This is a genomic window from Streptomyces sp. NPDC001204, from assembly GCF_053598035.1.
Map to the genome: position 1 here is coordinate 17,772 of NZ_JBSFJL010000032.1, position 13,501 is coordinate 31,272.

Below are 13,501 nucleotides of genomic sequence, written 5' to 3' on the forward strand. Positions count from 1 at the left end.
ACGACAACCTCGGCCAGGGGGAGTGTTCCCGATCGACCGAGTACCGTGGCCGTCAATGTTCACCGGCTTGTTGCTGAGCTTGCGGTGCCTGATCGGACGCTTCCGGCCAAAGGGCAACTCGGTCACTGCAGATGCGCCACCGAGGCGATGTCAACGACGGACAGGTGCTCCAGCGTGGTGATCGCGCAGGAGGGGACACTGTGTTGCATCAGCTCGTTCGGTACCGCGTGGTCGCCGATCAAGGTGCGCAGCAGATCTACGGTGACCCCGCCATGTGTCACCAGAGCGATAGGGCCAGGGCCTTCGGTCAAGTCGGTCAAGCACGCGCGCAGGCGTTCGGCGGCAGCGCGGGAGGAATCACCGCAGGCAGGTACGAGATCCCGATCCTCCGTTGTGGCGGCCCAGTGCTTCAGGAAGTCTTCCATGGGCTGGGATCCGTCCCAGTTCAACCGCTCGCGGAGCCGAGCGTCTTGCTGAACTCGCAGGCCAGTTGGCGCGGCAATGATCCCTGCCGTCTGACGAGCGCGCCGCAGGGGGCTGCTGAACACCGCGCGCAGGCTGAGCTGTCGCAGCCACTCAGATGTTCTCGCGGCCTGGCGTCGTCCCAGATTGGTCAGGCCCGGATCACCGGGCTGAGGTTCCTTCTCCGCGTGCTGCACCAGATAGAAGATGGTCACGCCCGGAAGGGTGACGGATCAAAGCGATGTCGGCCACCGGATATCCACCAGGGGCCTCGCTCGCTGTGTCCGGCAAGGGGCGGCCTGCCCAGCGGATGCCTTTATCGCTGCGGATGCGGGCGCGCGAACTGGCGGGCAGTGACGCGCTGCGCATCTGCGGAGGCCATCGGCTAGAGGGCCTTGCGCACGGCCGTGCCCGAGCCGTTGAGGAGCTCGTTGATGAGCTGCGTAGTCTCCATCTCCAGGGAGCAGTCGAGCGCCCGGTTGACCTGCTGGACGCGGGAGATGGCCATGTGCAGACCCTGCCGGTTCCCGGCCGCATACTCGATCCTGAGCCAGTCCCGATACAACAGCTCCGCCGTGTCGTCGACGTCGAGACCGGTCGCGACGGCCTGGCGGGCCGCGCTGAGGTCGTGGTGCGGGCCCGCAGGCGTGCGGTAGGTGGCCACCGTGTGCGCCACGTCGATGATGCGCGTGACCATCTCCTGCTGGTAGGGCTCAGCCCAGGGCAGGGCCTTGCCCCCGAACGGCCGACCGCGCACCAAAGTGAGCGCCTTCTCCAGATCGGTCAGGCCGGAGGGACCCAACGGAAGAGCGCGTTCGACGAGCTGCAGGAAGCGGCTCCAGTCACAGCGCACCCCGGGCGCGAGCTGGTACGGGTCCTCACCGGAACTACGGCGCGGCACGTAGGGGTTGCCGGCACGGTCGTTACCCAGAGAACGACGCAGCCCCTGCAAGCGGGCGTTGAGGGTGCTCGACGACCAGGGGCTGACGGGATCCATGTCGGCGCACAGCACGTCCGCACTCCGGCCGGGCCGGAAAAACAACAATGCGGCGAGCTGTGCCATCCGCGGGCCGTGGCCGGTGTTGTCCACGCCGGTCACCTCCACCGGGCCCAGCACCCTGATCTCCGGCGCGTGCAGGTCATGCGCCTCGCAGTCCTCCGCCTCCGGCAGGTCCTCGGTCGAGGCCTTGTGGTCGTCGGCCTCCGCGTCCTCGTTACTGGCGGGGGACTCCGGGGCTGTTGGAGGTGTTGGAGCTGGGGGCGGGGGCACTGCTGCAGCGCTTGTGGCGGGGCCGTCGCCAGCCGGAGTTGCGGTCGTGGCGGTGGGCAGGAGTCGAAGTCCGGACGGGTCGGCGCTAGCGGCCAGCAGGGCCGGGAACACGTCGCTGCCCGCATCCGATGGAGCCGCCAGCGAGACGTTCGGGGCAGCGGTGGCTGCGGACGCGATGGGCTCCTCCGGAGCGGTCTGCTCGGGCTGCTGCATCTGGTCGGGCTCGTCAGGGACGTCCTGCCAGGGACCCTCGGCCTGGTGGGACGGCTGCCCGGACACCTTCAGTGCCGTGGTGATCTGCAGGTACGCGGCGTGCTCCAGGCGCTGCACCGTGATGTCGACGCCGGCATCTTCGAGGGTCTGCGGATCACTGAGGGAGGCGTTGAGGATCTCCGCCTCGGGGAAGTGAGCGGCCGCAGTACTCGCGGGGGCGATCAGCGTGACGGGGACCGTGCCCGACTTGTCGATGACATCGGCGAACCGCCAGGCCGTGTCCTCGTCCAGCGAGGATGCGCACAGCAGCAGGTACGGCTGATGCTCGGTTTCAGGCATCTGGTGCGCTTCCAGCAGCCGTTCGCTCAGATCGCGCAGGGCGTGCGTGGCTTGGCGCATGTGAGCGATCCGCGCGGTGGGCAGCAGCTGCGGCAGGTCATCGCCGAACCCCACGGTGACGACCTCGACTTCGCTTGCCCACGGGCTCATGCCGAGTTCCAGGGCCAGGGAGGTGCACACCTCGGTGATGTGGACCGGATTGCCGTCCAACAGCAGCGCGGGCAGCTGCGCGAGGTTGAGCAGCAGGAGGTCGCCCGCCTCGGTGCTGCCGACCGTGACCAGCCCCGGATACGGTGCCGGCACCTCGCGGGCGTCCTCTTCGTCCAGGAGTACGGCATTGGGGGGCAGGGCCCACCATCCGCCCTGCCCGGAGACGAAGGGCGCCGCGGGGTCCTGGGTGAGATCCTCGGGCAGCACCTCCACCGCGCGGGTACCGATCCGGGCAGCCCGCAGCTGCGGCAGGATCGCGTCCTCGTCCTGAGCCGCCTGGTGGGCCAGCGTCCGCAGTGCTACGTCGAGGCGGGCAGCGCCGCCCGGCTCGGCGGCCGCCGCCAACTGGGCCTCGGCCGTGGACGTCTCCGACGCGATGGCGATCTTCTCGCCGGGCTTGCGGCGGCGGCGCTGCAGCGTACGACGCAGGGCAAGAGCACCGGTGATGGCGGCCGCCAGCAGTGCACCGGCACCGAGAACGGTGCGCAGGTTCAGCGAGCTGCTTGCCGGAGCGGGCGCCGGGGCCTGGGACGCCGACGCGGTAGGGGAGGAGTCGGCAGCGGAGCCGGACGTTTCAGCTGACGCTGACGGGGAGGCGGCAGAGGGCGACGCGCTGACGCTGGGCTTCGGGGTCGCGGAGGCCGGTGCCGACGGAGACTGATCCTGCCCGGGCTGCTCGGCAGGGCGGCTGGCCGGTGCGCTGGGGGCCGAGGATTCTGGTGCGGGCGTGGTGGTCTGGCTCGGCGCGGGTGCCTGCTCGTCCCCCGTGCCGCCGCCCGGCTTCTGCTCACCGTCGGGCTTCTGGCTGGCCGGGGGAGTGGTCTCCTGACTGTCAGCCTTGTCACCCTGGTCCCGTCCCTGAGGCGGCTGCTCGGGCTGGGCGCCGGGCACAGTGACTTGCTGACCCGCGTAAATGACGTTCGGGTCGGTGATCGCGGGCAGGCCGTGCGGCTGTTGCTTGCCCCGGCTGGCCTTGAACAACTCCGGCCATTCGTCGCCGTCGCCGAGCTCTTTCGCCGCGATCTTCGACAGGTAGTCGCCCGAGTGGACCGTGACGACGCGCTCGCTCGTCTCGCCGGCAGCTGGGGCACTGTCACCCAGCTGCGCACGGAGACCGCCCACTCCAGTTGAGGTGTCGGGCATCTCCAGCCGCCAGCCGGGCTGCAGAAAGCTGTTCGCACGGAAAACGGTGCCGTCGACCATGGTGTGGCCCTCGTTCAGGGCAGCGATCTCCCGCCACCGCTCACCGTCCCCCAACTCTCGTTCAGCGATGCCCCACAGGCTCTCCGCGGGCCGCGTCTCGCGCACCGTGTACGTGGTGCGGGACGCCGGTGTGCTCGCAACGGAGGCCTGACTCTGCTCGGGTTCGGCTGCGGGCTGCGCCTGAGCTTGCCCGGGGACCGGGGCTGCCGAGGTGGCCGGCGCGGCCTGGGCGTCGGAAGCCAGCGCCGAACTGGTGGGCAGCAGCACCAAGATGCTGCCGATCAGGAGAGCCGCAGCGCGCTGCGAGGCGCCCATCCCGCGCGGGGCATGCCAAGTACGGCCCCGAACCTGCGCGATGAGCTCGCGTACCGTGCAGAACGTGAACTGCGCCCACCCGATCCACCCCACCGCCACGAGCAGCAGCAGGAACACGCTCCCGGTGTCCTGCCGGTCCAGCAAGTGCATGACGTCGTCGTGGGTGGCAGCCCAGATGACCGGGGTGGCCCACGCCAGCAGCAGCGGCAGCCCGACGACCGCGACCGCCAGGACCAGCAGACTCAGCACGGCCTTGAGAACCAGCGCCAGGGTGCGGCCGGCGGTTGCGGCGGGGGAGGGGGTGGTGCGCATCAGTTTCCTTCGGGAGCCGTGACGCCATGCAGGAGGACCGCCTTGCCATGGCCGGTCACCGACAGAGAGCCGATTCCAACCACCGACAAGAACTTGGTGTCGTACGTGCCGGTGACCGTGACAGTGAGCGTCTTGCCGTCGCCGGACACGCTGACCGTGCCGGTGGCACCGGCGGAGCGCAAGTAGGCCTGGGCTGCGGCGGCCGCGGCCTGCGGATCCACGACGATCGCCCTCCCACTGATCGCGTCGGCGGGATCGATGGCCTGCCCGCCTGCCCGCGCGGCTTCGCCGGCGACGTAGTCCGCGCGTTCTGTGGCGCGCATCTTGCTGCCACCGTCGACGGCGACGCCGATAATCCCGATCAGCGCGATGACGCACACGGCGACGAACACCGTGACGCCTCCGGCATCGTCCAGCCGCGCTCGGCGAAGGCAGATCTGGCGGAAGATCATCAGTCACCCCGCTGCCTGTACTGATCCACCACGGAGGTCGCCGTCGACGTGAGCGTCTTAGCTCCTGGCACACCCGGAAGTAGAAGGTCGGACAGATTGACCGTGCAGGTCACGGTCACGGTGACCGTGCCGACCTGCCCCACCGGCACACTGAGACCGCCAGTGTTGATACTGACGCTGGTCGACGCGCACTTGATGCCCTGGTCGTCCAGGGACTCGGCAGCCGCCGACTGCGCGGCGCTCTGCGCGGCCGCCGCTGTGCGGTGGATGGACGCCTCCCTTGCCGCATCCTCCGCCGCGGAGTCGATTTTCGCGCCGGAGGTGACGATCCGGCCGCCCGCGATCGCCATGCACAAAAACATGATCAAGGCTGGGAGGACGATCGCCGCCTCGATCGCGGCGCTGCCCTCATCGCTGCGTAGTCTTCCTGCCCAACGGGCCATGGATCGCACCTGATTCATTCCCCCGGGACAGTCCAGCGCTCCACGGGGCCGGATGCCGACTGCGTGACCTGCAGGCCCGGCACACCCGGGATCATGGACAGGGCCGTGCCGGACACCTGGACCCGCACCCGCTGTCCGTCGCTGCCAGCGGAGACGCTGTAGCCGCTCAGGCTGTCACCGGCGGTGCGCCCCAGCACGTTCCGCGCCTGGGCCGCACCGTCGGCCGGACTCGACTGGTAGGCGCGGGCGGCGGTGAGGCCCTCGCGGGCAGCGGTCAGAGCGATCTGCCGGGCGTAGTACCACATGGAAGCCTGGACGACGGCGACCGTGGCAAGCAGCACGAACGGGAAGATGATCGCCATCTGGATGCTCGTGTCCCCGCGGTCGTCACGCCATCGGCGCCCCTCCCACCAGGCCGTCAGCCGCTCGGGAGGCTTCATCACAGGCCGTTGAGCTTGCCGTTGTACTTGGCGATCACGACGGCGATGGTGCCAGCGATCAGAACGGCACCGGTGACGGCGGCCACCCAGATGATGACGGTCGTGGTGGAGATGTCGCCCCGGTCCGGTCGGCGGGAGGCCTCCTGAAGGCCTTCCTGCACTCGGGTGGTGAGCCGGAGGACCGCGCTGTTGGCGCGTGCCCAGGTGCGCGCGCCCCGGCGGCCACGCCCCGGTCCGCGTGACGTGGTGGACGGGGCGGTGTGCGGGTGCGTGGTCGCACGGAGCACAGCACGACGGGTGCGGGCTGCGGTGTGCTTCATGTTCCTTTACCTCTCTGGAGCGTTGAACGAGTCGGAGTGGTCTTCAGACGGTCAGCATGCGGATCACGGCGGGGAAGGCCATCAGCAGCATCACCAAGACGGCTAGGAGCGCTCCCGGCGCGGTCATCTTTTCGCTGGCCGCGTTCGCCTCGGCGGCCTGGTCGGCCAGCAGTTCGGCGTTGAGCGCCGCGGTGCGGGCCCGCAGTGCTTTGTAGACGGCGGCGCCGTCGGTGGCGCTGCCGCGCATGATGTCGGCGACGTCGTCCAGGACGGGCAGGTCGTACTCGTGGGCGAGTTCGGTGAGCGCCTGGTACGGCGGGATCTTCTCCAGCCGGGCCCGGCGCAGGGCGCCCTGCAGATACAGGAAGGGCCAGCCCTCGCCGACCTCGGCGGCCTTCTCCAACGCCTCGGCGGGGCCGGCGTCGGCGGCCCGCTTGAGCGCGACCAGGTCGAGGTAGGCGGAAAGGGCGTGCGCGAACTCCTCCCGTGCCCGCTTGGCCTGGTCCCGCACGGCGATTTCGGGCGTGATGAACAGCAGGGCGGCGATGATGAGTCCGACGCCGGCGGGCACATAGAACGGCAGGCCCACGCCCGCGATGATCCACGGAATCGTCGCGATCACTGGGCAGAGCAGCCCCAGCGCGGCGAGCGCGGTCTTCTTGAGCATGAACTGGCCCGGCCCCTGCCCGAGCAGGGCCAGGTTCGTGGTGGGGACCCGCACGCCCGGCAGACGCTCGAGGCGGGCCAGCAGCCACCGGCCCCAGACCTCCTCGCGGTCCAGTTCCGGCTCGGGCATGGTCAGCGTGGCCGGGGCGCTGCGCTTGAGAGCCGGCCCCAACGCGGGCTGAGGCGGCAGCAGTTCCCGGATCAGCAAGGCGACGCCAGCGCCGACCGTACCGCCGGTCACAACGACGGGGAGCAGGTTCACGAGGCGGCTCCTTCCGGCTCTCGGGCGGTGGCCGGCAGTTCCGGCTCCGGCGCGGGAGCGGGCAGCCGGACAGTGCTGGACGGGTCGGTGATCAGGAATCGCGGGACGCGGCGGAAGTTGCCCAGCTGCCGCATCAGGGCGAGTACGCCGACGAACCCGGCCGTCAGGAAGGCGAGTACGAGCTGTCCGAGGAGAGTGGAGTACGGCTTCGTGTAGGACGGCACGAAGAACCCGGCCACCACGACGCCCACAGTGATGATGGTCATCCACCGCACGGTCGTGCGGGGCTTGGCCCGGTCCGCCTCGATGGCGCGCTTGCGGGCGACCTCTTCGCGGACGGTGCCAGACAGATCCTCCAGTGCCTGAGCCAGGCCGGGGCCGCGGTCGTTGACGGACAGGATGAGCGCGGCGACCACCTTGTCGGCTGTGACGTCGTCGAGTTCCTCGGCGAACGCTCGCAGGGCTCCGTCCGGCCGCCACCCCAGGCGCAGCCGGTCGGACAGGTTGATGATCTGCGGGGCGAGTTCGTCCGGCGCGCCCTGACGGCTGGTGATCATCGCCTGTTCCAGGCCCATGCCCAGCCGCAGCAGGCCGGCGAGCCGCTGCGTCCACTCGCTCAGCGCCTCCAGCTGGCCGATGCGGTCCTGCGCCATCTGCGCCGGGCTGATCAGCCAGGGCACGCCGATGACGGCTGCCCCCAGGAGCGCACCGCCGACGAAGTTCCCCGAGACCAGCCACACAGCGACGAAGACCACGACGGCCGCGGCGATGAGAGTACGTCTCCGCAGCCGGGCGTCCTCGCTCTGGTTCTTCCCTCCGCGCCAGGCCGCCTGCCAGCGCTTGAGTAGCGGGGCCCGGCGCGGCGCCGTGGTGCCAACGAGGCCAGCCACGACACCGATCAGTCCGCCGACCACGGCCATGCCGCACAGTAGCCCGAACAGCAGCGTCATCGGCTTACCCCCACCTTCAACGGCAGCGGTGCCTGCCAGGCCCCGTACGGCTGCTGCAGCAGACCGGAGTCGAAGCCGACGCGGCGCAGGTCATCGATGCAGCCCGGGTCCATCCGTGGTACCGCCCGCAGTTCGCCCCACTCACGGCCGGGGGAGAAGATCTCGTTGGTGGCGGGCCGGCCGTTCTCGCCGATGCCGGTCAGCTCCAGCACGTGGGAGACGTAGCGGTGGCGGCGGGCGCCGATCTGCGTCTCGTCCGTCATGTCGACGTAGACGATGAAGTCCAGGCCGTTGGCGGTCTGCCGGTAGGCGAGCTGCTCGGACAGGTTCTCCTGGGCGAGCGCGTACAGCTCGGCGATCCGGTCGAAGATGATGTCCGGGCGCCGCGCGTGGATGGTGCACAGGTTGCCGCCCGAGCCGTTCGTCAACGCCTGCATCATGGCGACGACTTCGGGGCCGCGGACCTCGCCGACCACGATCCGCTCCAGCGACATCCGCAGCGCGGGATGCATCAGGTCCAGGAGCGTGACCTCGCCGGCGCCGCGCCCGGTGACGTCCTTCTCACCGTTGGACTCGCGGCCCACCAGGGAGACGACCTGCTTGTGGTAGCCGTTGGCGTGGGCGAACAGCTCGTCCTCGGTCTGGATGGTTGCGAACCGGCACTCGGGGTCGAACTCCTTGAGCATCGCCCGCATCAGCGTGGTCTTCCCGGCCTTCTGCTTCCCCGCGATCATGATGTTCTTCTCGGCGCGCACGGCGGCGCCCAGAAACTCGCGCAGGATCGGGTCGATGGTCCCCAGCCGGACCAGGTCGTCGAGATTCGCGTGAGAGACCCGGTGCCGGCGGATGACCGCATACGTCATGGGCCCGAGCCCCGTGATGGCCTGAAGGCGGGAGCCGTCCTGCAGCGACAGAGCGAGAGTGGGGTTCGCGGTGGAGATCGTCCGCTCACTGTGCCCAGATCCCCGGGCCAACTCCCGCAGCAGCTCCAGCAGTTCCTCTTCCGAGTCCGCGATCGGGCCCACCCGGCGGCGTTCCCCATCGCCGTAGTCCAGCCACACCTCGTGCGGGCCCTGGATGATGATGTCCTCGACACGGTCGTCGTCCAGGTACGGCTGAAGCCGACCGGCCCGGAAGAGCAAGTCGTACACGGCGCGCCGCAGCGCCTCGTCTTCCTGCGGCGTCATCGCCTGGGCGTCGGACCACAGCGCGACGGCCTCGGCGATCCAGTTCAGGCAGCGCTGTTCTTCGCTGTCCCGGTCCATGTTGGGTTTGGTCTTGAGGAGTTCCTCGCGCTGCTTGGCGACCTGGGACGCGATGTCCCGGGCCACCCGGTAGTCGACGGTGATCTGAGGTGCTGCCGTGCCGAGGACCTGGGTACTCGCGGCAGCGCCGGCAGGCGCTGGAGCGCCGTTGGTCTGACGCCCCCACTCCTGGGGCGGAGGTGTCACCGTGGGGTCGGGGTGCAGGGGCCTAGCCTGCATGGGTCACCTCCCCGCCCGCCGTGCGTCCGAGGCGTGGATCGAGGCGAGCCCGGCGCATGGCGGTCCGCTGAAGAAGCAGCGTGCTGCTCGTGCGGGCGGCCTTCATCAGCGGCGACTTGGTGAAGTGGCGGGGCTGTTCGACGCCGTCGGAGAGCACACGGGCGTCCTTCGGCGCGTACGGCAGGGTGGCGATCACCGGTACCTGCAGGACACGCTGCACCTCGCCTGCGGGATACGGGCCCTCGTTGATCATCAGCACGCTGATGTCACCTACGCGTTCCTCGAGTGCGCGGACCCGGCCCTCTGCTGCCTGCAGGCAGCGCAGGGTGTTGCGGACGACCACGAAGGTGGCGTCGGCCTGCTCGGCCAGGATCCCGGAGGGCCCGTACGCGCCGCGGCGGCCGAGGTCGATGAGGACGTCGTGGCCGCTCTCGGCCTCGATGCCGCGGAACATCTGCGCGAGGATCTTCCAGACCTGGCCGAGGCTCGCCGACTGCGAGGGGTCGGTGAGGCCGGGCAGCAGCAGCCGGTCGCGCGGTGACTCCTTCTTGCTGTCCTCGCTGCTCAGGTCGATCAGTTGCCGCCAGAAGGCGTCGCTGAATTCGCCCTTGCGGGCGGCGACCGATAGGTTGCGCAGCCCGTACCGGTCGCCGAGCGTGCCCTGCAGCAGCCCGTGCAGGACGGCGCCGCCGTCCGGGTCGCACTCGGCCAGGATCATCCGCCGGCCTGCCTCCAGCGGCCATGACAGGAGCAGGGCGAGAGCGCTGGTGGTCACGCCGGGCGCGCCACTGCAGCCGGCGAGCGCGATGACAGCCATCAGTTGCCGTCCGGAGCGGCGAGGACCAGGCGCAGAGTGCCGGCCGCCTCCCACGCGGCGGCTGTGGGACCGTCGGTGGCGGACATCGCGACGTCGACGACCACGATTCCCGTACCCGGGGCGGCGCCGGACGCCTTCACGACCCGGCCGTCGATGGTCTGCGGAGCGGCGTCGGACGTCTTGCCGGTATCCGTCGTTCCCTGGGCCGGGACGTGCACCAGCTCGACCTTCTGGCCCGGCACCAGAGCGGTGGCCGGGATCTGCTTGGGCTCCAGGCCGATCGGCACCAGCTGCTCACCGGCCTTCACCAGCGAGTCCTTCGTCACCTGCGAGGGGGCGAGCAAGGAGCCGGGCTTGAGTTCCACGGCGGCCCGCTTGCCGACCACCGACTTCAGGTCGTCCGAGCGCACCGCCTTGACGGCTGGGTCCAGGGCGATGGACGCCTTGCCCAGGTCGTCCTCGGTGAGGACCTGGCCGACCTGGACGTCGCGGACCACGGTCACCACGTCGGTGCGGTTGCCGACCTGGAGCAGGAGGACGGCAACTCCGGCGCCTCCGGCGGCGATCAGCGCCAGCGACAGGGCGATGACGCCTGGTCGTCGCCTCCGGGCCGATACTCGGGGCGGGGTCACGGGCCCAGCCACACGTCCCTGCTGGGGGACGCCGATCGGAGCTGTGTCTACTTGGGTCTTGCTCACCGTTGTGTCCTTCCGGCGGCTTTACCTGACGACCTGGACTTCGCCGACCGCCACCTGCACGTTGGTCTGCCGGACCTCGGTGAGCTGGCCGGCTTGTCCGCCGCCCTGCCAGTTGATCGTCCATGTTGAGGTCGCGGTCACCGGGAACTTGCTGTTCTGGGCACCGGCCGAGGTCTTGGAGTACACATGTCCGCAGGTCGGGGACTGGGCCATGCCCTCGGACGATGTGTACGGGGTACCGGGGCCGGTGCAGGTCACGGAGGCGCCGTCGCCCATCGTCCAGACGATCTTCGACACCTCGGCGGTCGCGGTGACGGTGACCCCGCCCGCGGTGGCCGACGCGGTGTTCGGTCCGTACGTCGTGGCGCTCTGGTTGACCCACATCCACATCGGGACACCGACGGTGTACTTCCCGGCCGCGCGTGGGCTGGCGATGTCCGGACCAAGCAGCGTCATCGAGTCGACTGCCCGCTGCGCCAAGACAGCCGGGTCGACAGTCTCTTGCGGAGGCGGGTCGGCCAACCAGACCATCCGAGTGATGGTGTCGCCGTCGACGTCCCCCCAGCCACATGTCTGTTCGTACACGGCTCCGTCGCCGGGTTCGTGGCCTTTCCAGTCCAGGCTCCCGGCGGGTGGCTGCGGGTCTGCGAGCTTGTAAACGCAGACCGTCTTATCGGTGGGGTCGCGACCGACGGACGAACCGCTTCCACCTGTTCCGTCCGTGCTGCCGCTGCCGCCTGCTTTGCCGCCGCCCTTTCCGGGGACGTCTACCTCGACCTCGCAGTCGTACAGGCCGCACTCGATGCCGCCGTCGCCCTTGGGGTCATCCTCCGCGTAGCTGGTGACAGGGACAGAGAGCGTGGCCAGGACGGTTGCCGCTGTGATGACAATGCGGCGCGTCAGCATGACTTCCCCTGGGGCTCATCGCGGGTGACGCGCCACCCTTCCGGGTACTTCTCGACGATGCTGAGAATCCGGTACTTCGTCAGCCGGTTCTCCGGGAGTGACACCGGCTTCTTGGTCTCGGCATCGACCCTCCGCCACTTGGAGATGTCCAGGCAGCTGGAGACGGTAGCGTTGGGGATCTTGCCCGTGACGTTCACCTTGGTGACCGTCTGGTCGGTGAGGGCGACGCTGCCGGTATAGATGCGGCCGCGGTCGTGAGCGCGTTTGGCGTCTGCTTCGGCGTTCTTCAAGGCGGCGGATGCGGCGTACTGATCAAGTTGCGCGTTCTTGCCGGTGGGGTCGGCGTAGAGCTTTTCCATCTCCTGCCAGTAGGCCCCATATGTGGCGATCGCTTCCTTCTTCGCCGTGTCCTTCGGGTCAGCGGTGGCAGATGCCGTGGGGGACTGCGTGACGCTCGAGGACTCGTCCGTCGCCTCATCCTTCCCGCCGGATGAGCTGCACGCGGTCAAGGCGAGCGCAGCGCACAGCGTGATCGAGGCGGCGGCGACCTTTCGGAAGTGAACAGCGGAAAGAGGAATGTGTGCGCGACGTTTCACGATGCCTCCCCGTACGGCGCGGTGTGACATGACCGCTGCCTGAGCCGCCGACTGACGGCAGTTCAGTTCCGCAACCCGGTCCAGCTGCGGTGATCCGTTTGCGTAGCGGCAAGATTACGCATATGCCAGTCAACTTCCCAGCTCGATATTTGAGTTCACTCGCACAACTCGGGACTTATCCGGTCACTTTCGGGACCAGATCTCGATTTGTAGATCTGTGTCTTCGCTCGTTCCGCTTACGCACGAACGGATGGCCTTCGGTGGGACGGTCCCAGCCTCCTGTCATGCGAACGAGACCTCCACCCGCCGGTTCTTCTTCCGATCGGCCTCCGTGGTGTTGGACGCGACCGCGTGCCTTTCCTCGAACCCCTGCGTCTCGAACACGACTGTCGTGGAGCGAAGTTCTGCGGCCAGAGCGGCCCGCACGGCGCTGGCGCGCTGCTTGGAGAGCACGTCGCCGTGCACGGAGGAGCCGAGGTTGTCGGTGAAGCCGGAGACTCGGACTCGTGTCGCTGTCCGCTGCTCGATCTCCCGGGCGATCGCGGTGATGCGGGACCGTGCCGCATCACTCAGCCGTGCACTGTCCTTGGTGCACAGCACCTCGGCCTGTAGCTCGTACGTCACCTCCGTGTTCGTGTCCGTGCGGCGCACGGCGTCGTCCTGGTCCCCCGACCACCCGGCTGATGCCGGCCGGGTCCGAGGAGGATCGAGAATCTTCGGAGGGGCGAGCCTCGCGCTGCTGCGTAGCGGCGCGAGGCCGAAGCTGCTCCGGTGGGAACTGGCGGCCACTCCCAGCATCAGCCCTGCCATGATCGCCAGCGCCGCGAGGCGCCTGCTCAGGGTCGTGGTGGTCCAAGTGCTCATGGAACTGCGTCCTTTCGGTGAGGAGTCCGCGAGGGAGGAGGTTGCGTGGCGGTCGCGGCCCCAGTGGCGGGCGGGTGTTGGGGCGTCCTCACCGGCCGGGCGTGAGTGTGGGCCACACGGTGATCACGTCACCGTCGAGCGTCACGTGCCGGTCCGGAAACCGGCCGCGGACCAGGTCCAGGTCGTCCAGGTCGAAGTCGCCGGCTCCCTCGAGCACGCAGGCGCTCCCGATGTGCGAGACGGCCCGCGTCCGCAGGGGCCACACATTCGCCTCGCATC

Annotated in this window: 15 protein-coding genes; all 15 read right to left on the minus strand. The window is 69.4% G+C overall.

Annotated features, from left to right (window positions below; genetic code table 11):
* Positions 1 to 122: 122 nt before the first annotated feature.
* Entirely contained in the window at positions 123 to 677 is a 555-nt protein-coding gene (locus tag ACWC91_RS32640) for a histidine phosphatase family protein (RefSeq protein ID WP_376504265.1), read from the minus strand.
* 170 nt (positions 678 to 847) lie between these two features.
* Positions 848 to 4,324, minus strand: a complete 3,477-nt coding sequence (locus tag ACWC91_RS32645; RefSeq protein ID WP_450642915.1) for a LysM peptidoglycan-binding domain-containing protein — start codon at positions 4,322 to 4,324, stop codon at positions 848 to 850.
* The gene (locus tag ACWC91_RS32650; RefSeq protein WP_376504268.1) at positions 4,324 to 4,776 is read right to left on the minus strand and encodes a TadE/TadG family type IV pilus assembly protein; all 453 of its coding nucleotides are present in this window, start codon (positions 4,774 to 4,776) and stop codon (positions 4,324 to 4,326) included. Before ACWC91_RS32650 ends, ACWC91_RS32645 begins: the two co-directional genes overlap by 1 nt.
* On the minus strand, positions 4,776 to 5,219 hold the full coding sequence (locus tag ACWC91_RS32655) for a TadE/TadG family type IV pilus assembly protein (protein ID WP_058928832.1): 444 nt from the start codon (positions 5,217 to 5,219) through the stop codon (positions 4,776 to 4,778). The genes ACWC91_RS32650 and ACWC91_RS32655 overlap by 1 nt, the downstream gene beginning before the upstream one ends.
* A gap of 14 nt (positions 5,220 to 5,233) precedes the next feature.
* Positions 5,234 to 5,659, minus strand: coding sequence for a TadE/TadG family type IV pilus assembly protein (locus tag ACWC91_RS32660; protein WP_450642913.1), 426 nt, complete (start codon positions 5,657 to 5,659; stop codon positions 5,234 to 5,236).
* The gene (locus tag ACWC91_RS32665) at positions 5,659 to 5,979 is read right to left on the minus strand and encodes a hypothetical protein (protein WP_450642922.1); all 321 of its coding nucleotides are present in this window, start codon (positions 5,977 to 5,979) and stop codon (positions 5,659 to 5,661) included. The genes ACWC91_RS32660 and ACWC91_RS32665 overlap by 1 nt, the downstream gene beginning before the upstream one ends.
* Positions 5,980 to 6,022: 43 nt before the next feature.
* Complete coding sequence (locus ACWC91_RS32670; protein ID WP_450642912.1) at positions 6,023 to 6,907, minus strand: type II secretion system F family protein; 885 nt, start codon at positions 6,905 to 6,907, stop codon at positions 6,023 to 6,025.
* On the minus strand, positions 6,904 to 7,857 hold the full coding sequence (locus ACWC91_RS32675; protein ID WP_450642911.1) for a type II secretion system F family protein: 954 nt from the start codon (positions 7,855 to 7,857) through the stop codon (positions 6,904 to 6,906). Before ACWC91_RS32675 ends, ACWC91_RS32670 begins: the two co-directional genes overlap by 4 nt.
* A complete protein-coding gene (locus ACWC91_RS32680) occupies positions 7,854 to 9,341 on the minus strand; it encodes a CpaF family protein (RefSeq protein ID WP_450642910.1) in 1,488 nt (495 codons plus the stop codon). Before ACWC91_RS32680 ends, ACWC91_RS32675 begins: the two co-directional genes overlap by 4 nt.
* Complete coding sequence (locus ACWC91_RS32685; protein ID WP_450642909.1) at positions 9,331 to 10,158, minus strand: hypothetical protein; 828 nt, start codon at positions 10,156 to 10,158, stop codon at positions 9,331 to 9,333. Before ACWC91_RS32685 ends, ACWC91_RS32680 begins: the two co-directional genes overlap by 11 nt.
* A complete protein-coding gene (locus ACWC91_RS32690; RefSeq protein ID WP_450726139.1) occupies positions 10,158 to 10,856 on the minus strand; it encodes an SAF domain-containing protein in 699 nt (232 codons plus the stop codon). Before ACWC91_RS32690 ends, ACWC91_RS32685 begins: the two co-directional genes overlap by 1 nt.
* 21 nt (positions 10,857 to 10,877) lie before the next feature.
* Entirely contained in the window at positions 10,878 to 11,762 is an 885-nt protein-coding gene (locus ACWC91_RS32695) for an ATP/GTP-binding protein (RefSeq protein ID WP_450642905.1), read from the minus strand.
* Complete coding sequence (locus ACWC91_RS32700; protein WP_450642903.1) at positions 11,756 to 12,358, minus strand: hypothetical protein; 603 nt, start codon at positions 12,356 to 12,358, stop codon at positions 11,756 to 11,758. The genes ACWC91_RS32695 and ACWC91_RS32700 overlap by 7 nt, the downstream gene beginning before the upstream one ends.
* A gap of 282 nt (positions 12,359 to 12,640) precedes the next feature.
* Entirely contained in the window at positions 12,641 to 13,222 is a 582-nt protein-coding gene (locus ACWC91_RS32705) for an OmpA family protein (protein WP_450642902.1), read from the minus strand.
* Positions 13,223 to 13,310: 88 nt separating this feature from the next.
* Complete coding sequence (locus tag ACWC91_RS32710; RefSeq protein WP_450642901.1) at positions 13,311 to 13,439, minus strand: hypothetical protein; 129 nt, start codon at positions 13,437 to 13,439, stop codon at positions 13,311 to 13,313.
* Positions 13,440 to 13,501: the final 62 nt, after the last annotated feature.